Raw genomic sequence first — 16,479 nt, forward strand, 5'->3', positions numbered from 1 at the left:
GCGATGCGTTGCTCGCCGGTGGCGGTGAGGGTGACGGCGCGCGGGTAGGAGCCGGCGGGGTGAGGGGTCGCCCGCGAGATCGATGCCTAGGGCACCGAATGCCGCTGAGGCGGCTGGGCCGGGCTCTGGTTGCTCAGGCTCGTGGGCAGCTGGGTGGCCCGTTGAGTCAGCAGGCGTCGACGGGCCAGATGGCGCGGAAGATTGCCGAACGTAGGCGGTAGAAGCGGCGGCGGCTCGACTGGACCAGGGCGGGGGACGGACGGAGTCGCTCGGCGACGACAACTCTCACGGGGGATCCTTCAGCTGGTAAAGGTGACCGACGCGGCCACCTCGACGGCCTTGTCGCGCTCGGATCCAGGCACCTGGACCTGGATCAGGAGCGAGTTGTCATTCCCCGTGCTGACTACTCGCTGGAGCAGCGTAGTGCCGTTTCCGCAATTCTCCGAAATCTGGTCCAGATAGGTTGTCGTGCCCTCGGTCGTGGTGGTCGGGTTGCCGACCGTGGTGCAGCCGTACTTCTTCGGATCCACCAGGACCTTCGACGGACTGAAGGGGGTCGCCAACTGGCCGATGAAGACACCCGGGGTGTTGTTGTCCGGGGTGTTCCAGGTGGTGTCCTTGCTGACCAGCAGGGCCCGCCGCTCCTGCTGAGAGCCCGGCGGATGCCAGGTCGAGGCAGACACGACGCCCATCCAGTTGCGTGGGGTCTTGACCGAGAAGTGCTCCTCGGTGATCTTGGCGAACCCGCTCGTCGTCTCCAGATACCGCTGAACACCGAAGCCGGCGCCGCCGCCTAGCAGGAGGGCCAGTATCGCGGCCAGCACCCAACGGCCGCGGCGACGCCGAGGCGGCGAGGCGGACCCTGCGGGAGCGGAGGAATCGGTCGCGGCTCCGGTGGCTGCAGCGGTGCTGGCTGCGCCGCTGGAGGCCGGCGGCGCATCGGCGGTCCCGGCTACGCCAGCGGGCGCGCCGGAGGTTGCTGCGCCTGCGGGCGCGCCGGGGGTCGCTGTGCCGGCTGCGCCAGCGGTCGCTATGCCGGCGGCCGCGCCGGTTGTTGCTGCGGCGGCGCCGGGGGTGGTGGTTGTTGTGCCGGCGCTGCCAGCGGGCGCTGCGCTGGCGGGTGCGCCGGAGGGCGCTGTGCCGGCGGCTGCGGCAGAGGTCGCGGTGCCGGCGGGGGTGGTTGTTGTGCCGACTGCGGTGGTTGGATCGGTGGTTTCGCGGTCGGCTAGGGGGGTGGCGTCGGCTGCGACGGTGGTCGTGCCGGTCTTGATGACGGTGGGGGCGTTGGAGTCGCTGAGGGCGGTTTTCTCGCCTACCTCGGTCTCGTCCGTGGCGGAGACCGGGGTGCTTGATGCGATCGTCGCGAAGGTGGCTACCGGGGTACCGGCTGAGGCGATGAAGTTCTGGGTGGTTTCGTCGAGGCCGCCGACGAGTTCGCGGGTGAAGGACTCGATGTCGGGCCAGCGCTTCTCGCGGTCCGGGTCGAGGGCGCGGACGATCGCCGCGTCGACGCGCTCCGGGACGGTGAAGCCGAGTGAGCTGGGTGGCGGGGCCGCCTTGACGCGTCCGGCAGCGCCTAGGCCGTCCACCTGGTGCGGGGACCGGCCGGTCAACGCTGCGTACGCGACGGCGCCCAGGGAGTACTGATCCGCGCGCTGGTCGAGCCGCTCCCCCATCGCCTGCTCGGGTGCGACGTACGACGGCGTCCCGCCGGGCATGGTGATTCTCGACACCTCGTCGAGCGACTTGCCCAGGCCCAGGTCGGACAGGACAGCCCGCTCGCCGTCGTCGTCGGTACTGCGGAAGAGCACGTTGGCCGGCTTCACGTCACGGTGCAGCAGCCCACGCCGGTGCAGCGCCTGGAGCCCACGCCCCACCTGGACGATCACCCCGATCGCCGGCTCCAGCGGTAGCGGCTCCTTCTTGAGCCGGTCGGCGAGCGTGCCACGGTCGGCGTACGTGAGTACCAGGAACGGCCTGCCGTCCTCCAGTTCCCCCACGTCGTGCACCTGGACGACGTGCTCGGACTCGACCCGGCGCAGGAACCGCCCCTCCTCGAGGAAGCGGCGGCGGACCGAATCGTCATGTGCCCAGTTGTCCGCCAGCACCTTGACCGCCACCTCGGCGTCAAGTTGCTCGTCGTGCGCAAGCCATACGGTGGCGAAACCGCCTGAGCCCAGGCGGCGGCGCACGACGTACCGGCCTAGTCTGGATGGGACCCCCATACAAGGCATTATGGTGCACGCGGAGTCCTACGCCCTGGGGACCGATGACAACGAAGGCGCAGATGAGCGAAAGCAGCAGCCCGACCGATGAACTGGCCGTCCTGGCCGAGCGTGCCGCCGCAGGCGACAAGAACGCCATGGACGACCTGCTCAGACTGGTCCACCCGCGCGTCCTGCGGATCTGCCGCAGCGTGCTGCCGTACTCCGCGGACGCCGAGGACGCGGCTCAGGAGGCGCTGCTCAACATCGCCACCAAGATCCACACGTACTCCGGCCGCAGCAGCTTCTCGACCTGGGTCCACTCGGTCGCGGCGAACTCGGCCCGCTCGACGTACCGCAAGCTGAAGCGGACCGCCCAGGCGGCGCACAACCCCGAGCAGATGGACAAGCCGGACCCCCGGACCACCAGCGTCATCGCCGGCACCCGCCTGGACCTCCTGGAAGCCCTGGAGACCCTGGAGCGAGACCGCCCACAGATGGTGACCCCACTGGTACTACGTGACGTCTACGGCCTCTCCTACGAGGAAATCGCCGCCGAGGTCGGAGCCCCGCTCGGCACAATCAAGTCCCGAATCCACGACGCCCGCGAGGTAGTCCGCCCCCTCCTCCGCCCGAAGGACTGATGGACGAGAACACCTTCTGGGCACTCGTCGAGGCATCCCGCGAGGCGTCCGACAATTCGCTCGAAGACCAGGCCGAGCACTTGGGCGGCGCGTTGCTCGAACTCGGCCAGGACCAGGTCGTTGCCTTCGACGCTGTCTTCACAGAAGCCAGCAGGGCGATCTACAGCTGGGAGCACGTGGGTGCTGCCTCGGTGATGCTCGGCTGGGTCGGTGACGACACCTTCACCGACTTCCGGTCCTGGGTGATCGCGCAGGGCCGCACGACGTACGAGCGTTTCCGGGCCGATCCCGACTCGATCGTCGATGCCGGGCTGGACGATCAGGAGGAGCTGGGCGCCGCCGAGATGTACGCCGGCGTGGCGGCGGAGGTGTTCGCGGAGCTGGCTGGTGGTGAGATCTGGGACTTGCTGCCGGAGCGTGAGGGGGTCGAGTTTCAGGAGGATCTGGCCGGGGTTCGGTTCGTGGAGAGTGTGGGAGTGATGGCGGAGCGTTATCCGCGGCTGACCGCGGTGTACGGGCCGTTCTCCAGTGAGCCCAAGGACCCGGTACGCAACGATCGGTAGGGGCTCCCCGAAAAGGCTTCGGTGTGCTCAGATGGGTGGCATGAAGAAGCTCATCAACGACCCTGCCGATGTTGTGAGTGAAGCGCTGCGTGGGATGGCCGCGGCGCATCCGGATCGCCTGCGGGTGGATCTGGAGAATCGGATCGTCTATCGCAAGGAAGCGCCTAGATCTGGGAAGGTCGGGCTGATTTCCGGGGGCGGGTCGGGGCATGAGCCGCTGCATGGTGGGTTCGTGGGGTTCGGGATGCTGGATGCGGCCTGTGCGGGTGAGGTGTTCACCTCGCCGGTGCCGGACCAGATGATGGCCGCGACGAAGGCCGTCGACGCGGGTGCCGGCGTGCTGCACATCGTGAAGAACTACACCGGCGACGTGATGAACTTCGAGATGGCCGCCGAGCTGGCCGCGGCCGACGCCGGGGTCGAAGTACTGTCCGTCGTCACCGACGACGACGTCGCGGTGCAGGACAGCCTGTACACGGCCGGGCGTCGTGGGGTCGGCGTGACCGTACTGCTGGAGAAGATCGTCGGCGCCGCGGCCGAGGAAGGTATGCCGTTGCAGCAGGTCGCCGACCTGGCCAAGCGGGTCAACGACAACGGCCGCAGCATGGGCATGGCGCTGACTTCCTGCACCGTACCGGCCGCCGGCAAGCCGACCTTCGAGCTGGCCGAGAACGAGATGGAGGTCGGCATCGGCATCCACGGCGAACCCGGCCGGAAACGGTTGCCGCTGGCACCGGCCAAGGACATCGCCGCCCTGCTCGTCGATCCCGTCGTGGCCGATCTTCCTTACCAGCAAGGCGATTCGGTGATCGCCTTCGTCAACGGCATGGGCGGTACGCCGCTGCTCGAGCTGTACCTGATGTACAACGAGGTACAGCAGTTGCTGGACCGCGCCGGCATCACGGTCGCGCGCTCGCTGGTCGGCAACTACATCACCTCACTCGAGATGGCCGGCTGCTCGGTCACCCTGCTGAAGGTGGACGACGAACTGGTACGCCTCTGGGACGCTCCGGTGAACACCCCGGGCCTACGCTGGAACGCGTGAGCATGGGAGTGGATGACTTCGCCAACTGGTTGCGTGACGCGTCGGGTGTGTTTCATGAGAACGCGGCGTATCTGACTGAGCTCGACTCGGCGATCGGGGATGCGGACCACGGGAGCAATATGGATCGTGGGTTCGCTGCCGTGGTGGCCGTGCTGGATGAGGGCAGTTTCGGGTCTGTCGACGAGCTGATGAAGAAGGCGGGGATGACGCTCGTCAGCAAGGTCGGTGGGGCGAGCGGGCCGTTGTACGGGACGTTCTTTCTGCGCTTCGGGGCGGCGTTGGCCGGGGTGGAGATCACGGCGGCGAGTGTTGGTGAGGCGTTGAAGGCCGGCGTCGGCGGGATCCTCCAGCGTGGCAAGGCTGAGTTGGGCGACAAGACGATGTATGACGCTTGGGCGCCGGCGCTGGAGGCTTACGACTCTGCGGTTGCGGGCGGGGCTGATCTCGGAGGGGCGCTCACTGCGGCGGCTGAGGCGGCTGCGAAGGGGCGGGACGCTACGACTCCGTTGGTGGCGCGTAAGGGGCGGGCTAGTTATCTCGGTGAGCGCAGTGCTGGGCATCAGGATCCGGGGGCGACCAGTACGACGTTGTTGCTGGAGTCCGCTGCACGCACACTTGCATGATCGGGATCGTGGTTGTTTCGCATAGCCGGGCGCTGGCGGAGGCGGCTGTCGGGTTGGCTTCGGAGATGGTTGCCGAGGGCGATCGGCCGGTGATCGCGGTGGCGGCCGGGCTGGATGAGACGACGTTCGGGACGGATGCGGCGGCGGTTGCTGAGGCGATCGGGGTTGCGGACAGTCCCGACGGCGTTCTGGTGTTGCTTGATTTGGGCAGCGCGGTGCTCAGTGCCGAGATGGCGTTGGAGTTTGTGGATCCTGAGATTGCCGGGCGGGTGAAGCTGTCGGGTGCGCCTTTGGTGGAAGGGCTTGTGGCGGCCGTGGTGACGGCGTCGACCGGGGCTGGGCTGGACGCCGTACTGGCTGAGGCTTCGCGGGGACTCGCGGGGAAGCAAGATCATCTTGGCGATGCCGTTGCCGAACAGCCAGTGGTTGCTGAGGGCAATAGCTTTGCGGAAGTCGTTGTGAGCAACGAGCATGGGTTGCATGCGCGGCCGGCGGCGAAGGTGGTCGGGGTTGCTCAGCGGTTCCATGCGAACGTGACGCTGACGAATCTGACGACTGGGAAAGGGCCTGTCGACGCGGGCAGTCTGAGCATGGTGGCGACGCTGAATGCCCAGCAGGGGCATCGGTTGCGGATCAGTGCGAGCGGGCCGGAGGCGGATGCTGCCGTCGCGGCGCTTGGGGCGCTGGCTGATCGCGGGTTCGATGACGTACCGACGCCGGCGGATGCGAGCGGTGCGGGCGGTGCGGCTCGGGGGCGGGGCGGCCGGGGTGGGTCCGGTTTGGATGTCGCTGTCGGGGTGGCGGTCGTGGCTGATCAAGACGTTGACCTGAGTGGGTATCAGGCGGGTGATGTCGACGTTGAGCGGCAGCGGGCGAAGGATGGGATGCGGGTTGCCGAGGGGCAGTTGACCGCGCTGCGGGACGAGACGGCTAAGACGGTTGGTACGGCGGAGGCGTCGATCTTCGATGCGCAGTTGGCGTTGCTCGGCGATGTGATGGTGCAGGACGCGGTCTTCCGGGCGATCACGCAAGGCGAGGACAAGAGCGCGCCGGACGCGTGGAAGGCGGCGTTGGACGCGGTCGCGGCGGACTTCGAGGCGTTGGACGATCCGTACCAGCGTGAGCGTGCTCAGGATGTCCGGAGCGTTCGCGATCGCGTACTACGCGCGCTGGTGGGCCAGGACGAGGCCGCGGGCGCCGGCGGAGCGACAGGCGGTGGCCCGGCAGGTGGTGGCCCGACAGGTGGCGGAGTGCTTGTCGTGCGGGAGTTGGATGCGGCTACTGCTGCGGGGGTTGATGCTGAGCGGATCGTCGGGATTGCTGTGCGGGCGGCGGGGACGACCGGGCATGGGGTGATTGTGGCTCGGTCTCGGGGGATTCCGTTGATTACCGGGATCGGGGATGTGGTGGTGCCGGCCGGGGCGTTGGTGGGGTTCGATGCTCGGGCGGGTGAGTTCGTCGTTGACCCGGCGGACGGTGGTGAGCGGTTGCGGGCGGTCGTACAGGAACGTACTGCTGAGCGTGAGGGTGCCTTGGTGGCGGCCGAGCAGCCTGCGGTGACTCTGGATGGGCGGACGATCGCCGTGCTGGCGAATGTCGGGTCGGTGCAGGACGCGTTGGATGCGCGCGGTGCGGATGGGTCCGGGCTGGTGCGGACTGAGGTGCTGTTCGGGGAGCGGCGGGTTGCGCCGACTGTCGAGGAGCAGGTGGAGGTGTTCCGGGCGATTGCGGCGGCGTTCCAAGGGAAGCCGATCACGATCCGGACCTGGGATATCGGGGGCGACAAGCCGCTTGCGTTCCTGCCGCAGGAGCAGGAGGCGAATCCGTTCCTGGGTGAGCGCGGGATCCGGGTCTTCCGTCGACGGCCGGAGTTGCTGCGCGATCAGCTGAAGGCGATCTGCCAAGTAGCCGCAGAAACGCCGGTACAGGTGATGTTCCCGATGGTGACGACGGCCGAAGAGGTCGCGTGGGCACGCGCAGAACTGGACGCGCTGGAGCCGCCACCAGGCTTGAAGGTCGGGATCATGGTCGAGGTGCCGGCGGCCGCGCTGCGGATCGCGACGTTGGCCGAAGGTCTGGACTTCGTCAGCATCGGCACCAACGACCTCACGCAGTACACGACAGCCTCTGACCGCGGCAACACTTTCGTGGCAGGGCTGGCCGACGGTCTGGATCCGGCGGTGCTGCAGCTGATCGACCGGGTGGTGCGTGGGGTGCCGGATGGTGTCGAGGTGGCGGTCTGTGGGGATCTGGCGAGTGATCCGTCGGCTGCGGTGGTGCTTGCGGGGCTGGGCGTTCACGAGCTGAGTGCTGTCGGTCCGCAGGTACCGACCGTCAAGGCCCGGCTACGGCAGACCAATCTGGAAGATGCCGCGACGCTCGCCGCCGCGGCGTTGAGTCTGCCCAGTGCGGCCGCTGTACGAGCTCAGCTGTAGTAGCGGAGTTCGACCACGTTGAAGCCGCTCGTGCGGGACTGCTTCGGTGGGAGGGCGTAGGCGTCGCCGGGCTGGAGGTAGGTGACGTCCGGGCTGTCCAGGTCCAGGTCGACGATCAGGGTGGGGTGGGCGCCGGTGTTCCAGGTGTAGGTCTCGCCGGCGTCGGGTGTGACGTGGATGACCTGTACGTCGGTGTCGTCGACGACCACCTTGGCGGGGATCTCGCCGAGTTCGGAGAAGCGGCCGACGCCTTCGCCGGGGGCGTAGGGCTCGTTGGAGGCTTCCTCGCCGAGGTCCAGGAGTTCGATCAGGCGGTTGAGGTACGGCGAGTCGCCGTCGTTGGTGAGCATGTGGACCGGGGAGACCGGGCGGTAGACCGAGCCGCCGACGGTCTCGCTGAGTTCGCGGGCGGCGCTGCCGTCGAGCCAGTCCATGTGGCAGGGCGAGGTCGCCAGGCACAGGACGACGTACGGGTTGTGGTGCAGGTGCCAGGCCTGGGCCTCACCCGGCGCCAGGGAGACCTCCCAGACGCGGACGCGGGAATTCTCCAGCAGTACCCGGGTACCGATCTCGCCGAGCACGACCTCGGTGCCGTCGGGGGCCTGGACGGTGGTGCCTGCGGTCATCGCATGTCTCCGATCAGATCAACTGGGCGTTCCATCGCGACCCCGCCGAGCACGACGCCGTCGGGCATCGTCAGCTCGGCGGCCTCGACCTCGGTGAAGCCGAACGACTTGTACAGCGGTACACCGGGCAGCGTCGACATCAACGCCAACTGGGTGAACCCGGCGGCCCGGGCGGCGTCGACGCACGCGGTGAGGATGGCCCGGCCGAGGCCACGCCGGGTCCAGTCGCCACGGACGAACATCGCGCGGATCCTGGCCGGCTCGGTCGTTGGGTCGAGCAACCGGTCGTCGGAGCCGGCTGCCGAACCGTTGAAGAGTTTGTTGCGCCGGCTCCAGCCACCGCACGCGACGATCTCACCGTTGGCCTCGTGGACGTAGTACGTGCCGTCCTCGATCAGCGCGAGGTCCAGGCCTGCGATGTGCACCTCGGCACTCGCGACCTGTACGTCGTCGTAGTACGCCGGGAAGAGGCTGAGCACGGACGCCCGCATCAACTCCGCGATGGCAGACGCATCCCCAGGCACGGCAAGTCGTAGCAGCGGCTCCACGGGGCCAGGCTATTTCAGCCGCGTGGGGCGTACATGATCAGCCCTACCCCCGCGAGACAGACGGCCGCGCCGGCCACGTCCCACCGATCCGGCCGGAACCCGTCGAGCACCATCCCCCAGGCCAGCGAGCCGGCCACGAACACCCCGCCGTACGCCGCCAGAATCCGTCCGAAGTTCGCATCGGGCTGCAACGTCGCCACGAACCCATAGGCGCCCAAGGCAACCATTCCGCCGAGCACCCACCACACCCCGCGATGCTCCCGAACCCCTTGCCACACCAGCCACGCCCCACCGATCTCAGCCACCGCAGCCAACCCGAACAGCCCGACGGAGCGCAGAACGTTCATGCCTCGCAGGTTATGCGATCACCTCTGCCGCCGGGCCGTCTGCTGGGACCGCTGCCTCAAGACGGCCGTCAGCCAGCGGATGCTTCCGCGGCTGTGGACGAGAGCCAGGAGCACGCAGGCTCCGCCGAGGACGTAGTCCGACCAGCCCGACCCCGTGACCAGCGTGAAAATGCCGTACCCCGTGAGCACCAGGTTGAACAGGCTCCCCATCGCCAACTTGAGCCAGAGCCTGGTGCGCACCGGCGCGAACTGAGGACCGTCCACAGGCGGCGCCGGCAGTCCATCGAACACCTGGACGAGCTGGCGGCGGGTGACCGCCGCACTCAGCTTGGCTCGCCGCCTGCGCAACTCGTCGTCGCCCAAAAGCTCCATCTTGTGCTGCCGGGTCAGTTCCGCGGCGCAACGGGCGCGTTCGTCGTCGGTCAGCAGCTCACTGGCCCGCGCGTCGCGGGCCGCTTGCGCGCGGCTCTCGGCGAGCGTCGACCGATAGGAGGCAGCCCAGTTCGACTCCCCGGAGGACATCGAACCCTCCTTCGCGCCGGACTGCAGCGTCGCCAGCCGTCCGGCGCCGCGGGGGGTCAGCTCGTACTCCACACGTCCACGCTGTCGCAGTACCGCCACGAAACCGTCGCGCACGTGCCGTTGGAGCAGCTTCCGTACCTCCACGCGGGAAACCCCCGACATCCTTGCCAGCACCGTCACGGAGCGCGGTACCGTCACCGACAGCGCACTGAGCACGTGGTACTCGGGTTCGGTCACCTCGGCCATTCGCGCCCCCAGCATCCGCCGATCCACCCCAGATCGGCACAGCCAGTAGTTTCCCAGCTCGGCCGGTCATCCTGGCGAGAACCGGCATTGCCAGTTGCTGCAATCCGGTGGGGCGGGGAAGATGCCTGCGCTCAGGGTCGGCGGGGTTTGCGGGTGGGGGCTTTGGCCCAGCGCCAGATGACTGCGGTCCAGGCGAGGGCGGGGAGGGCGAAGATGGCGGCGGCGATCTCGCGGCCGAAGACCAGGAAGACCAGGCCGGTCAGGAAGAACGGGAGGGCCAGCCAGACGGCGCCGATGAAGGCGGCCCAGCGCCAGCGACCTGGCTGGCGTGGGGTCGGTGCGTAGAGGGCGGGTTGCGGGAGGCCGTGGAAGGCGGGTTGCAGGTCGGCGTGGGTGACGGCCTCGTTGGCGATGTCGACGCGGCGATGGAGCTCGACCTCGTCGAGGCGGCCGATGGCGAACTGCTCGGAGAGCTCGTCGATGGCGAGGTGGCGTTCCTCATCGGTCAGGCGCAGCGGTTGCATGCGCCGGCGCGCGGCCACAGCCCGCGCCTCCTGGCCGGCTGCCGCGGCCATCCCGGCCAGGTTCGCCAGATCAGCCCGCGGACGGCCTTTGTACCGATCGGTCATCCTCACACCCCACTCCTTCTTCCCGAGTGTGCCAGCCACGAGGGCAACACCCAACCGCCCGAGAAGCAGATCAGGGAAGTGTCAGCCGTTCCCTGAGCCGATCGAGCTGCTCGAAGGTCAACCCGCTGTTGGTGAGATACCCCGCAACATCGGTGGAACCGAGGAAGGCGACCATCGCCAGGCAGTTGTCCGCGCAGTGCTGCTCGAGCGCGTCCGGGGTCAGCGGCGTCTCGCCGGCCTCGGGCGTCGACTCGTAGTACGCGTTGATCGTCCGCAGGCCCAGCTCGTAGTCGTCCAGGATGTCCGCGACCGGGGCGCCGACCAGTTGGAGCAACATCGCGATGATCATGCCGGTACGGTCCCGGCCGGCCTTGCAGTGGACGAGAACTCCGCCCTCCGGGGCGTCCGCGATCCGGGCGAACACCGAGGTGACCAGGCCCGGCCAGCGCCGGAGCACCTCGGAGTAGTACGCCGGGCTGTCCAGCCGGTCACCCCAGACCGCCATGAACTCGGCGTCCTGCGGATCCTCGACCGGATGGTGGTGAATGACATCGAGCACCCGTACTTCGAGCCGCTCGTAGTCGTTCCGCAGGTCGATCACCGTACTGACGCCCGCCTCGGCCAGTTGCTTCCACCCGGTGTCGGTCAGCAGGTCCGGGCGCGCCGATCGATAGACCCGGCCCGGCTGGATCGTTCCCGACCCAGCCGGCAGTCCACCGAGATCCCGCGCATTGACCGCGCCGTCCCACTCCAGCTCGCGGCTCACGTCAGCCAAGAGCGGCCGGCAGCGTCGCGGACCAGGTGGTGCGGAGGTCGGTCAGGGAGACCTCGAACTGGTCCTGCACGTCGAGGGATTCGCCGGTGACGACGCCGATCTTGGTGTGCGGGAAGCGGCGGGCGGTGCACATGTCGGTGAAGCGGACCTCTTCGGTGCGCGGGACGGCGACGACCGCACGGCCCGCGGACTCGGCGAAGAGGAAGAGGAACGGGTCGAGGTTGTCGGGGGCCCAGACGCGGGCTCCGACGCCGCCGCGGAGGGCGGATTCGACCAGTACCTGGGCCACGCCGCCGTCGCTGACGTCGTGGGCCGCGTCGATCAGACCGTCGCGGGACGCGTTGATCAGGATGTCGGCGAGCTGCTGCTCATGCGCCAGGTCGACCGCCGGCGGGCGACCGCCGAGGTGGCCGTGGATGACGTGCGCCCACTCCGAGCCCGACAGCTCCTCCTCGGTCTCGCCGAGCAGGTAGAGCTGGTGACCCTCCATCTCGGCGGTGAAACCGATCGGGGTCCGGCGGGTGACGTCGTCGATGACACCCAGTACGCCGACCACCGGCGTCGGCAGGATCGGCGTCTCGCCGGTCTGGTTGTAGAACGACACGTTGCCGCCGGTGACCGGGATGCCCAGCTCGATGCAGCCGTCGACCAGGCCGCGGATGGCCTCGGTGAACTGCCACATCACGCCCGAGTCCTCCGGCGAACCGAAGTTCAGGCAGTCGGTGACCGCGGCCGGCCGGGCGCCGGTGGTGGCCACGTTGCGGTACGACTCGGCCAGCGCGAGCTTGGCGCCGGTGTACGGGTCGAGCTTGGCGAAGCGGCCGTTGCAGTCCGTGGAGACCGCGACGCCGAGGCCGCTCGTCTCGTCGACCCGGATCATCCCGCTGTCCTCGGGCTGCGCGAGCACGGAGTTGCCGAGCACGTACCGGTCGTACTGGTCCGTCACCCAGGACTTGTCGCACAGGTTCGGCGACGCGATCAGCTTGAGCAGGGTGTCCCGCAGCTCCTCGCCGGTGGTTGCCCGCGGCAACTTCTCGGCGCCGTCGGCCTGCAGCTCGTCCTGCCAGGCCGGCCGCGCGTACGGACGCTCGTAGACCGGGCCGTCGTGCGCTACGGTCCGCGGCGGTACGTCGACCACGCGCTCGCCGTGCCAGTCGATCTGCAGCAACCCGGTGTCGGTGACCTCACCGATCACGTCGGCCTGGACGTCCCATTTCTCGCAGATCTTCAGGAACTGCTCGACGTTCTCCGGCGTGACGACCGCCATCATCCGCTCCTGCGACTCGCTCATCAGAATCTCTTCCGGAGCAAGGGAAGCGTCGCGCAGCGGCACCTTGTCGAGCGAGACGTGCATGCCGCCGTCGCCCGCGCTGGCCAGCTCGGAGGTCGCACACGACAGCCCGGCACCACCGAGGTCCTGGATGCCCTCGACGATCCGGGCCGCGAACAGCTCGAGCGTGCACTCGATCAGCAGCTTCTCCATGAACGGGTCGCCGACCTGTACCGCGGGACGCTTGGTCGGCCCACCGTCCGCGAAGGTCTCGGACGCCAGCACGGAGACGCCGCCGATCCCGTCGCCGCCGGTCTTGGCGCCGTACAGGATGATCTGGTTTCCGACGCCGGTCGCGTTGGCCAGGTGCAGGTCCTCGTGCCGCATGACGCCGACGCAGAGCGCGTTGACCAGCGGGTTGCCCAGGTACGTCGCGTCGAAGACGACCTCGCCGCCGATGTTCGGCAGGCCGAGGCTGTTGCCGTAGCCGCCGACGCCGGAGACGATGCCGGGCAGGACCCGCTTGGTGTCCGGCGCGTCCAGCGGGCCGAACCGCAGCGGGTCCATCACCGCGACCGGGCGGGCGCCCATCGCGAGGATGTCGCGGACGATGCCGCCGACGCCAGTCGCCGCGCCCTGGTACGGCTCGACGTACGACGGGTGGTTGTGCGACTCGACCTTGAAGGTGACCGCGTAGCCCTCGCCGATGTCGATCACGCCGGCGTTCTCGCCGATGCCCGCGAGCATCTTGCCGGCCGGGGTCTCCTGCGGGATCTCACCGAATCGCTTGAGGTGCACCTTGGACGACTTGTAGGAGCAGTGCTCGCTCCACATCACCGAGTACATCGCCAGCTCGCAGCTGGTCGGCCGCCGGTCCAGGATGTCGCGGATCCGCTGGTACTCGTCCGGCTTCAGCCCGAGCTCCGCCCACGGCTGCTCCACGTCCGGCGTACTGGTCGCGTTACTGACGGTGTCGGTCGACACTTGATGACTCCTGAACTAGGTGGGACTCGGGTACAACGCTACTGGCCAGCAGGTGGGCCACCAGCAAGGGCAGGGTGAAGCCGGCCATGATCGCGGGCAGGGCGACCCCGGCGTCGTTGAGCAGCATGCCGACCAGACCGCAAGTCGACAGCGCGAGCAGTGTCGGCCGGACCATCGGCCGACTGGCGTAGAAGCGGCGGTACGGCTCGAAAGGAACCCGGTCCGGCCAGACACTCGCGTACATGGCCAGCAGGACTCCGGCGAGCATGAACCAGCCGGCCGGGGTGTGGAAGAATCCGAGCGACATCTGCAGCTTGCGGATCAGGATGTCGCCGACATCGCCGTCGAGCAGCCGCTGGACGAAGGTGCCGAAGTGGCTGCGCTGGTCCGGGGGCCTGAGGAAGTCGAGGAAGGCGACGGCGGACACCGCGATCGCCCCGGCGGCTCCGACCCCGACCAGCGCCTTGAAGGAGATGCTGCCGCGCCAGGTCAGCCAGGCCAGCAGCAGTACTGCGGGAGTCAGCGCGATGATGCCGCCGAAGTCGGTCCCCCAGCCGGGCTTGCCGTCCACGATGATCGCGAGGCCGCCGATGGCCAGTACTGCGAGCGCCGCCTTGACCCGGCTCTGGCCTCGGTCCAGCAGCCGCTGTGCGACCCAACCGGCCGTGACGAGCGCGGCGACGGCCAAGGTGGCGAAGGTCGAGTTGCCGAAGCCGTAGAAGCGTCCACCGATCACCGGTCCGTCGGCGAACATGCTGCCGAACTGCAGCGGCGTCCCGAGCACTCCATCGACCAGCAGGATCAGGTACGCCGCCAGCAGGATCCCCAGCGCGGCCCATTGCTGCAGGACTGCCCGGGCGACCCCGGCGAAGACAGCGCTGATCGCCAGCACTACGAGGTACAGGGAGAGCCCGGGCGACGGCCACCGCCACCACACGGTCGCAGTGGAAAGGAAGACGGCGATGAAGAAGCCACCTTGGGCAAGGAGGGTGAATTCGCTCGTACTCCGGGCCCGCCGGCTCCGCGTCTTGAGGTACCACCCGAGCGCGATCAACTGCGCCGCGAGCAACGTCATCGCCACGGCGATCAGCACCGGCCGCGGATGCTCGAACCGCTCGTTCGTGTCGAGCCGGTCCTCGAGTACTGCTGAGGTGTCGGCGTGCACAGAGCCGTCGACGGCAAGCTGGTTGCCGTCGAGCGGACCCGGCTGCTCTTCGCCTGCCGGGTCCAGCTCCTTGCCGACACCGCGGAGGACGGTCGCGGTCACGTCGGTGAGCTGGATCAGGCCAGGGCGCCGAGTGGAGTCGCTGGTCAGCCAGCGCGGACCGCCGGCCGGTGGGAACTGCATCGCGACCAGCGGCTCCTGGTGCGCGTTGGCCGTCTCCTGGCTGATGCCGACGAGGAGAACCCAGGCGACGGGCGACGCGGCCTTTGCCTGCTGAACCAGCTCGGCGACCCGCTTGCGCGCTTCGTCCCGGCCCTCGCGCAACGGCAGCGCGCCCGCGTCGATGATCGCGTCGCTGCAGTAGGTCGCGCCGAGCCAGCCCTGGTCGAGCTCGGGCTTCCAGTTCCTGACTGTGCCGTCGGGTGCCGCGGTGGCGATCGCACCGCCGGGGCCGAAGCCGCAGACCCGCTCACGGCTCGCCGTCAGCCGGCCGAGCGGGGCGCCGGTGTGGTGCTCGGCCTGGCGGTCGATGTACGTCTGCCAGTCCTGCACCTTGCCGTCGGTCACGGTGGGCAGCTCACCGCAGGCCTGGTCGGGAACACTCCCCCAGGCGCGGGTGCCGGCACTGATCGTCAGCCAGCCGTCGATCGGGCAGGTGTGCGGACCGGCCGTCTTCACCGTGATCGAGCCGACATTCGCCTGACCCACCAACGCCGTCAGCTCAGGCGACGCCTTCACATCACTCCAGCTCAGCCCCGGCACCCCGATGACGATCACCTTGGCCGGCTCACTGAGCGCCGGTTCGGTGCTTGTCGGTGCAGCTGCGGCCGTACCGGCTGTCGCGGTCAGGGCTGTTAGGAGGGCGGCGGTCCACAACAGCAGCCGCCGCACTCCAGGTGACGTCATCAGGAGGCGACGACGGCCTTCAGGACCGAGGTGAAGAAGCCTAGGCCGTCGGTGCTCGGGCCGGTCAGGGTCTCGACGCAGTGCTCGGGGTGTGGCATCAGGCCGACCACGTTGCCGCGCTCGTTGCTGATCCCGGCGATGTCGCGGTACGAGCCGTTCGGGTTGTCGTCCAGGTAGCGGGCGACGACCAGGCCCTCACCCTCGAGCCGGTCCAGGGTGGCCTCGTCGGCGACGAAGCCGCCGTCCTGGTTCTTCAGCACGATGGTGATCTCGTGGTTCGCGTCGTAGTCGCTGGTCCAGGCGGTGCGGTTGTTCTCGATCCGCAGCGGCTGGTCCTTGCAGATGAACTTGCGATGGTTGTTCTTGATCAGCGCGCCGGGCAGCAGGTGCGACTCGCAGAGCACCTGGAAGCCGTTGCAGATGCCGAGCACCGGCAGGCCTTCGCCGGCCTTCTTGATGATGGTCTCCATCACCGGCGCGAACCGGGAGATGGCGCCGGCCCGCAGGTAGTCGCCGTACGAGAAGCCGCCCGGCAGGACGACCGCGTCGACCCCGTGCAGGTCGGCGTCGCCGTGCCAGAGCGCGACCGCCTCGGCGCCGGCGACGGCAGCCGCGCGACGAGCGTCCGCGTCGTCCAGCGAGCCCGGGAAGGTGACGACCCCGATCTTCACTGAGCGTCGGCTTCCACGTGGAGGGTGTAGTCCTCGATCACCGGGTTGGCCAGCAGCGTGTCGGCCGCCTTGCGGATCTCGGCGACCTGTTCCTCGGTCGCCTCACCGTCCAGGGTGATCTCGAAGCGCTTGCCCTGACGCACGTCGGCCACGCCGTCGAAGCCGAGCCGGCCGAAAGCGCCGTGCACCGCCTTGCCCTGCGGGTCGAGGATCTCGGGCTTGAGCATGACGTCGACGACAACGCGAGCCACTGAAACTCCTGGTTCGGACCGGGGA

Annotated in this window: 17 protein-coding genes and 1 pseudogene; 6 read left to right on the plus strand and 12 right to left on the minus strand. The window is 68.7% G+C overall.

What is annotated here, in order from left to right; genetic code table 11:
- Positions 1–166: 166 nt before the first annotated feature.
- Together AB0M15_RS05665 and AB0M15_RS05670 are read right to left on the minus strand one after the other, a co-directional pair.
- Positions 167–289 carry a hypothetical protein gene (locus tag AB0M15_RS05665; protein ID WP_363814227.1) on the minus strand — a complete coding sequence of 41 codons (123 nt, stop codon included), beginning with the start codon at positions 287–289 and terminating at the stop codon, positions 167–169.
- 10 nt (positions 290–299) lie between these two features.
- Complete coding sequence (locus AB0M15_RS05670) at positions 300–2,225, minus strand: serine/threonine-protein kinase (protein ID WP_363814229.1); 1,926 nt, start codon at positions 2,223–2,225, stop codon at positions 300–302.
- A gap of 62 nt (positions 2,226–2,287) precedes the next feature.
- Between AB0M15_RS05670 and AB0M15_RS05675 the strand changes: the two genes are divergently transcribed.
- The 6 genes and pseudogenes from AB0M15_RS05675 to ptsP all read left to right on the plus strand — a co-directional run bounded on the left by AB0M15_RS05675 (position 2,288) and on the right by ptsP (position 7,514).
- Positions 2,288–2,848, plus strand: a complete 561-nt coding sequence (locus AB0M15_RS05675) for a sigma-70 family RNA polymerase sigma factor (protein WP_363814231.1) — start codon at positions 2,288–2,290, stop codon at positions 2,846–2,848.
- Positions 2,848–3,411 (plus strand): DUF4240 domain-containing protein, encoded by a 564-nt coding sequence (locus AB0M15_RS05680; protein WP_363814233.1) that lies wholly within the window; start codon positions 2,848–2,850, stop codon positions 3,409–3,411. The genes AB0M15_RS05675 and AB0M15_RS05680 overlap by 1 nt, the downstream gene beginning before the upstream one ends.
- 40 nt (positions 3,412–3,451) lie before the next feature.
- Positions 3,452–4,456 (plus strand): dihydroxyacetone kinase subunit DhaK, encoded by a 1,005-nt coding sequence (dhaK, locus tag AB0M15_RS05685; protein ID WP_363814235.1) that lies wholly within the window; start codon positions 3,452–3,454, stop codon positions 4,454–4,456.
- A 2-nt stretch (positions 4,457–4,458) separates the two neighbouring features.
- The gene (gene dhaL / locus AB0M15_RS05690; protein ID WP_363814581.1) at positions 4,459–5,079 is read left to right on the plus strand and encodes a dihydroxyacetone kinase subunit DhaL; all 621 of its coding nucleotides are present in this window, start codon (positions 4,459–4,461) and stop codon (positions 5,077–5,079) included.
- Positions 5,076–5,456: pseudogene (gene dhaM, locus AB0M15_RS05695) on the plus strand (dihydroxyacetone kinase phosphoryl donor subunit DhaM); the annotation flags it as partial. The gene dhaL and the pseudogene dhaM, both read left to right, overlap by 4 nt.
- Positions 5,457–5,537: 81 nt before the next feature.
- Positions 5,538–7,514: a phosphoenolpyruvate--protein phosphotransferase gene (gene ptsP, locus AB0M15_RS05700; RefSeq protein WP_363814583.1), complete on the plus strand. Its 1,977-nt coding sequence runs from the start codon at positions 5,538–5,540 to the stop codon at positions 7,512–7,514.
- Here ptsP and AB0M15_RS05705 read toward each other — a convergent pair.
- From AB0M15_RS05705 to purS, 10 genes are all read right to left on the minus strand, one after another.
- Complete coding sequence (locus AB0M15_RS05705; RefSeq protein ID WP_363814237.1) at positions 7,505–8,140, minus strand: hypothetical protein; 636 nt, start codon at positions 8,138–8,140, stop codon at positions 7,505–7,507. The two genes, ptsP and AB0M15_RS05705, sit on opposite strands and share 10 nt — an antisense overlap.
- Positions 8,137–8,688: a GNAT family N-acetyltransferase gene (locus AB0M15_RS05710; RefSeq protein WP_363814239.1), complete on the minus strand. Its 552-nt coding sequence runs from the start codon at positions 8,686–8,688 to the stop codon at positions 8,137–8,139. Before AB0M15_RS05710 ends, AB0M15_RS05705 begins: the two co-directional genes overlap by 4 nt.
- Before the next feature lie 14 nt (positions 8,689–8,702).
- Complete coding sequence (locus tag AB0M15_RS05715; RefSeq protein WP_363814241.1) at positions 8,703–9,035, minus strand: YnfA family protein; 333 nt, start codon at positions 9,033–9,035, stop codon at positions 8,703–8,705.
- Between the two features lie 18 nt (positions 9,036–9,053).
- Positions 9,054–9,818 (minus strand): hypothetical protein, encoded by a 765-nt coding sequence (locus AB0M15_RS05720; RefSeq protein ID WP_363814242.1) that lies wholly within the window; start codon positions 9,816–9,818, stop codon positions 9,054–9,056.
- 116 nt (positions 9,819–9,934) lie between these two features.
- Complete coding sequence (locus AB0M15_RS05725; RefSeq protein WP_363814585.1) at positions 9,935–10,432, minus strand: DUF1707 domain-containing protein; 498 nt, start codon at positions 10,430–10,432, stop codon at positions 9,935–9,937.
- Positions 10,433–10,502: 70 nt separating this feature from the next.
- Entirely contained in the window at positions 10,503–11,198 is a 696-nt protein-coding gene (locus tag AB0M15_RS05730) for a tyrosine-protein phosphatase (RefSeq protein ID WP_363814244.1), read from the minus strand.
- Between the two features lies 1 nt (position 11,199).
- Positions 11,200–13,461 (minus strand): phosphoribosylformylglycinamidine synthase subunit PurL, encoded by a 2,262-nt coding sequence (gene purL / locus AB0M15_RS05735; RefSeq protein ID WP_363814246.1) that lies wholly within the window; start codon positions 13,459–13,461, stop codon positions 11,200–11,202.
- Positions 13,439–15,532 carry a hypothetical protein gene (locus tag AB0M15_RS05740; RefSeq protein ID WP_363814247.1) on the minus strand — a complete coding sequence of 698 codons (2,094 nt, stop codon included), beginning with the start codon at positions 15,530–15,532 and terminating at the stop codon, positions 13,439–13,441. Before AB0M15_RS05740 ends, purL begins: the two co-directional genes overlap by 23 nt.
- Positions 15,532–16,203 (minus strand): phosphoribosylformylglycinamidine synthase subunit PurQ, encoded by a 672-nt coding sequence (gene purQ / locus AB0M15_RS05745; protein ID WP_363814249.1) that lies wholly within the window; start codon positions 16,201–16,203, stop codon positions 15,532–15,534. Before purQ ends, AB0M15_RS05740 begins: the two co-directional genes overlap by 1 nt.
- Positions 16,200–16,454 (minus strand): phosphoribosylformylglycinamidine synthase subunit PurS, encoded by a 255-nt coding sequence (gene purS, locus AB0M15_RS05750; RefSeq protein WP_363814251.1) that lies wholly within the window; start codon positions 16,452–16,454, stop codon positions 16,200–16,202. The genes purQ and purS overlap by 4 nt, the downstream gene beginning before the upstream one ends.
- Positions 16,455–16,479: the final 25 nt, after the last annotated feature.

Origin of the sequence: Kribbella sp. NPDC051718, from assembly GCF_040681515.1 — a bacterium.
Taxonomy (GTDB): Bacteria; Actinomycetota; Actinomycetes; order Propionibacteriales; family Kribbellaceae; genus Kribbella.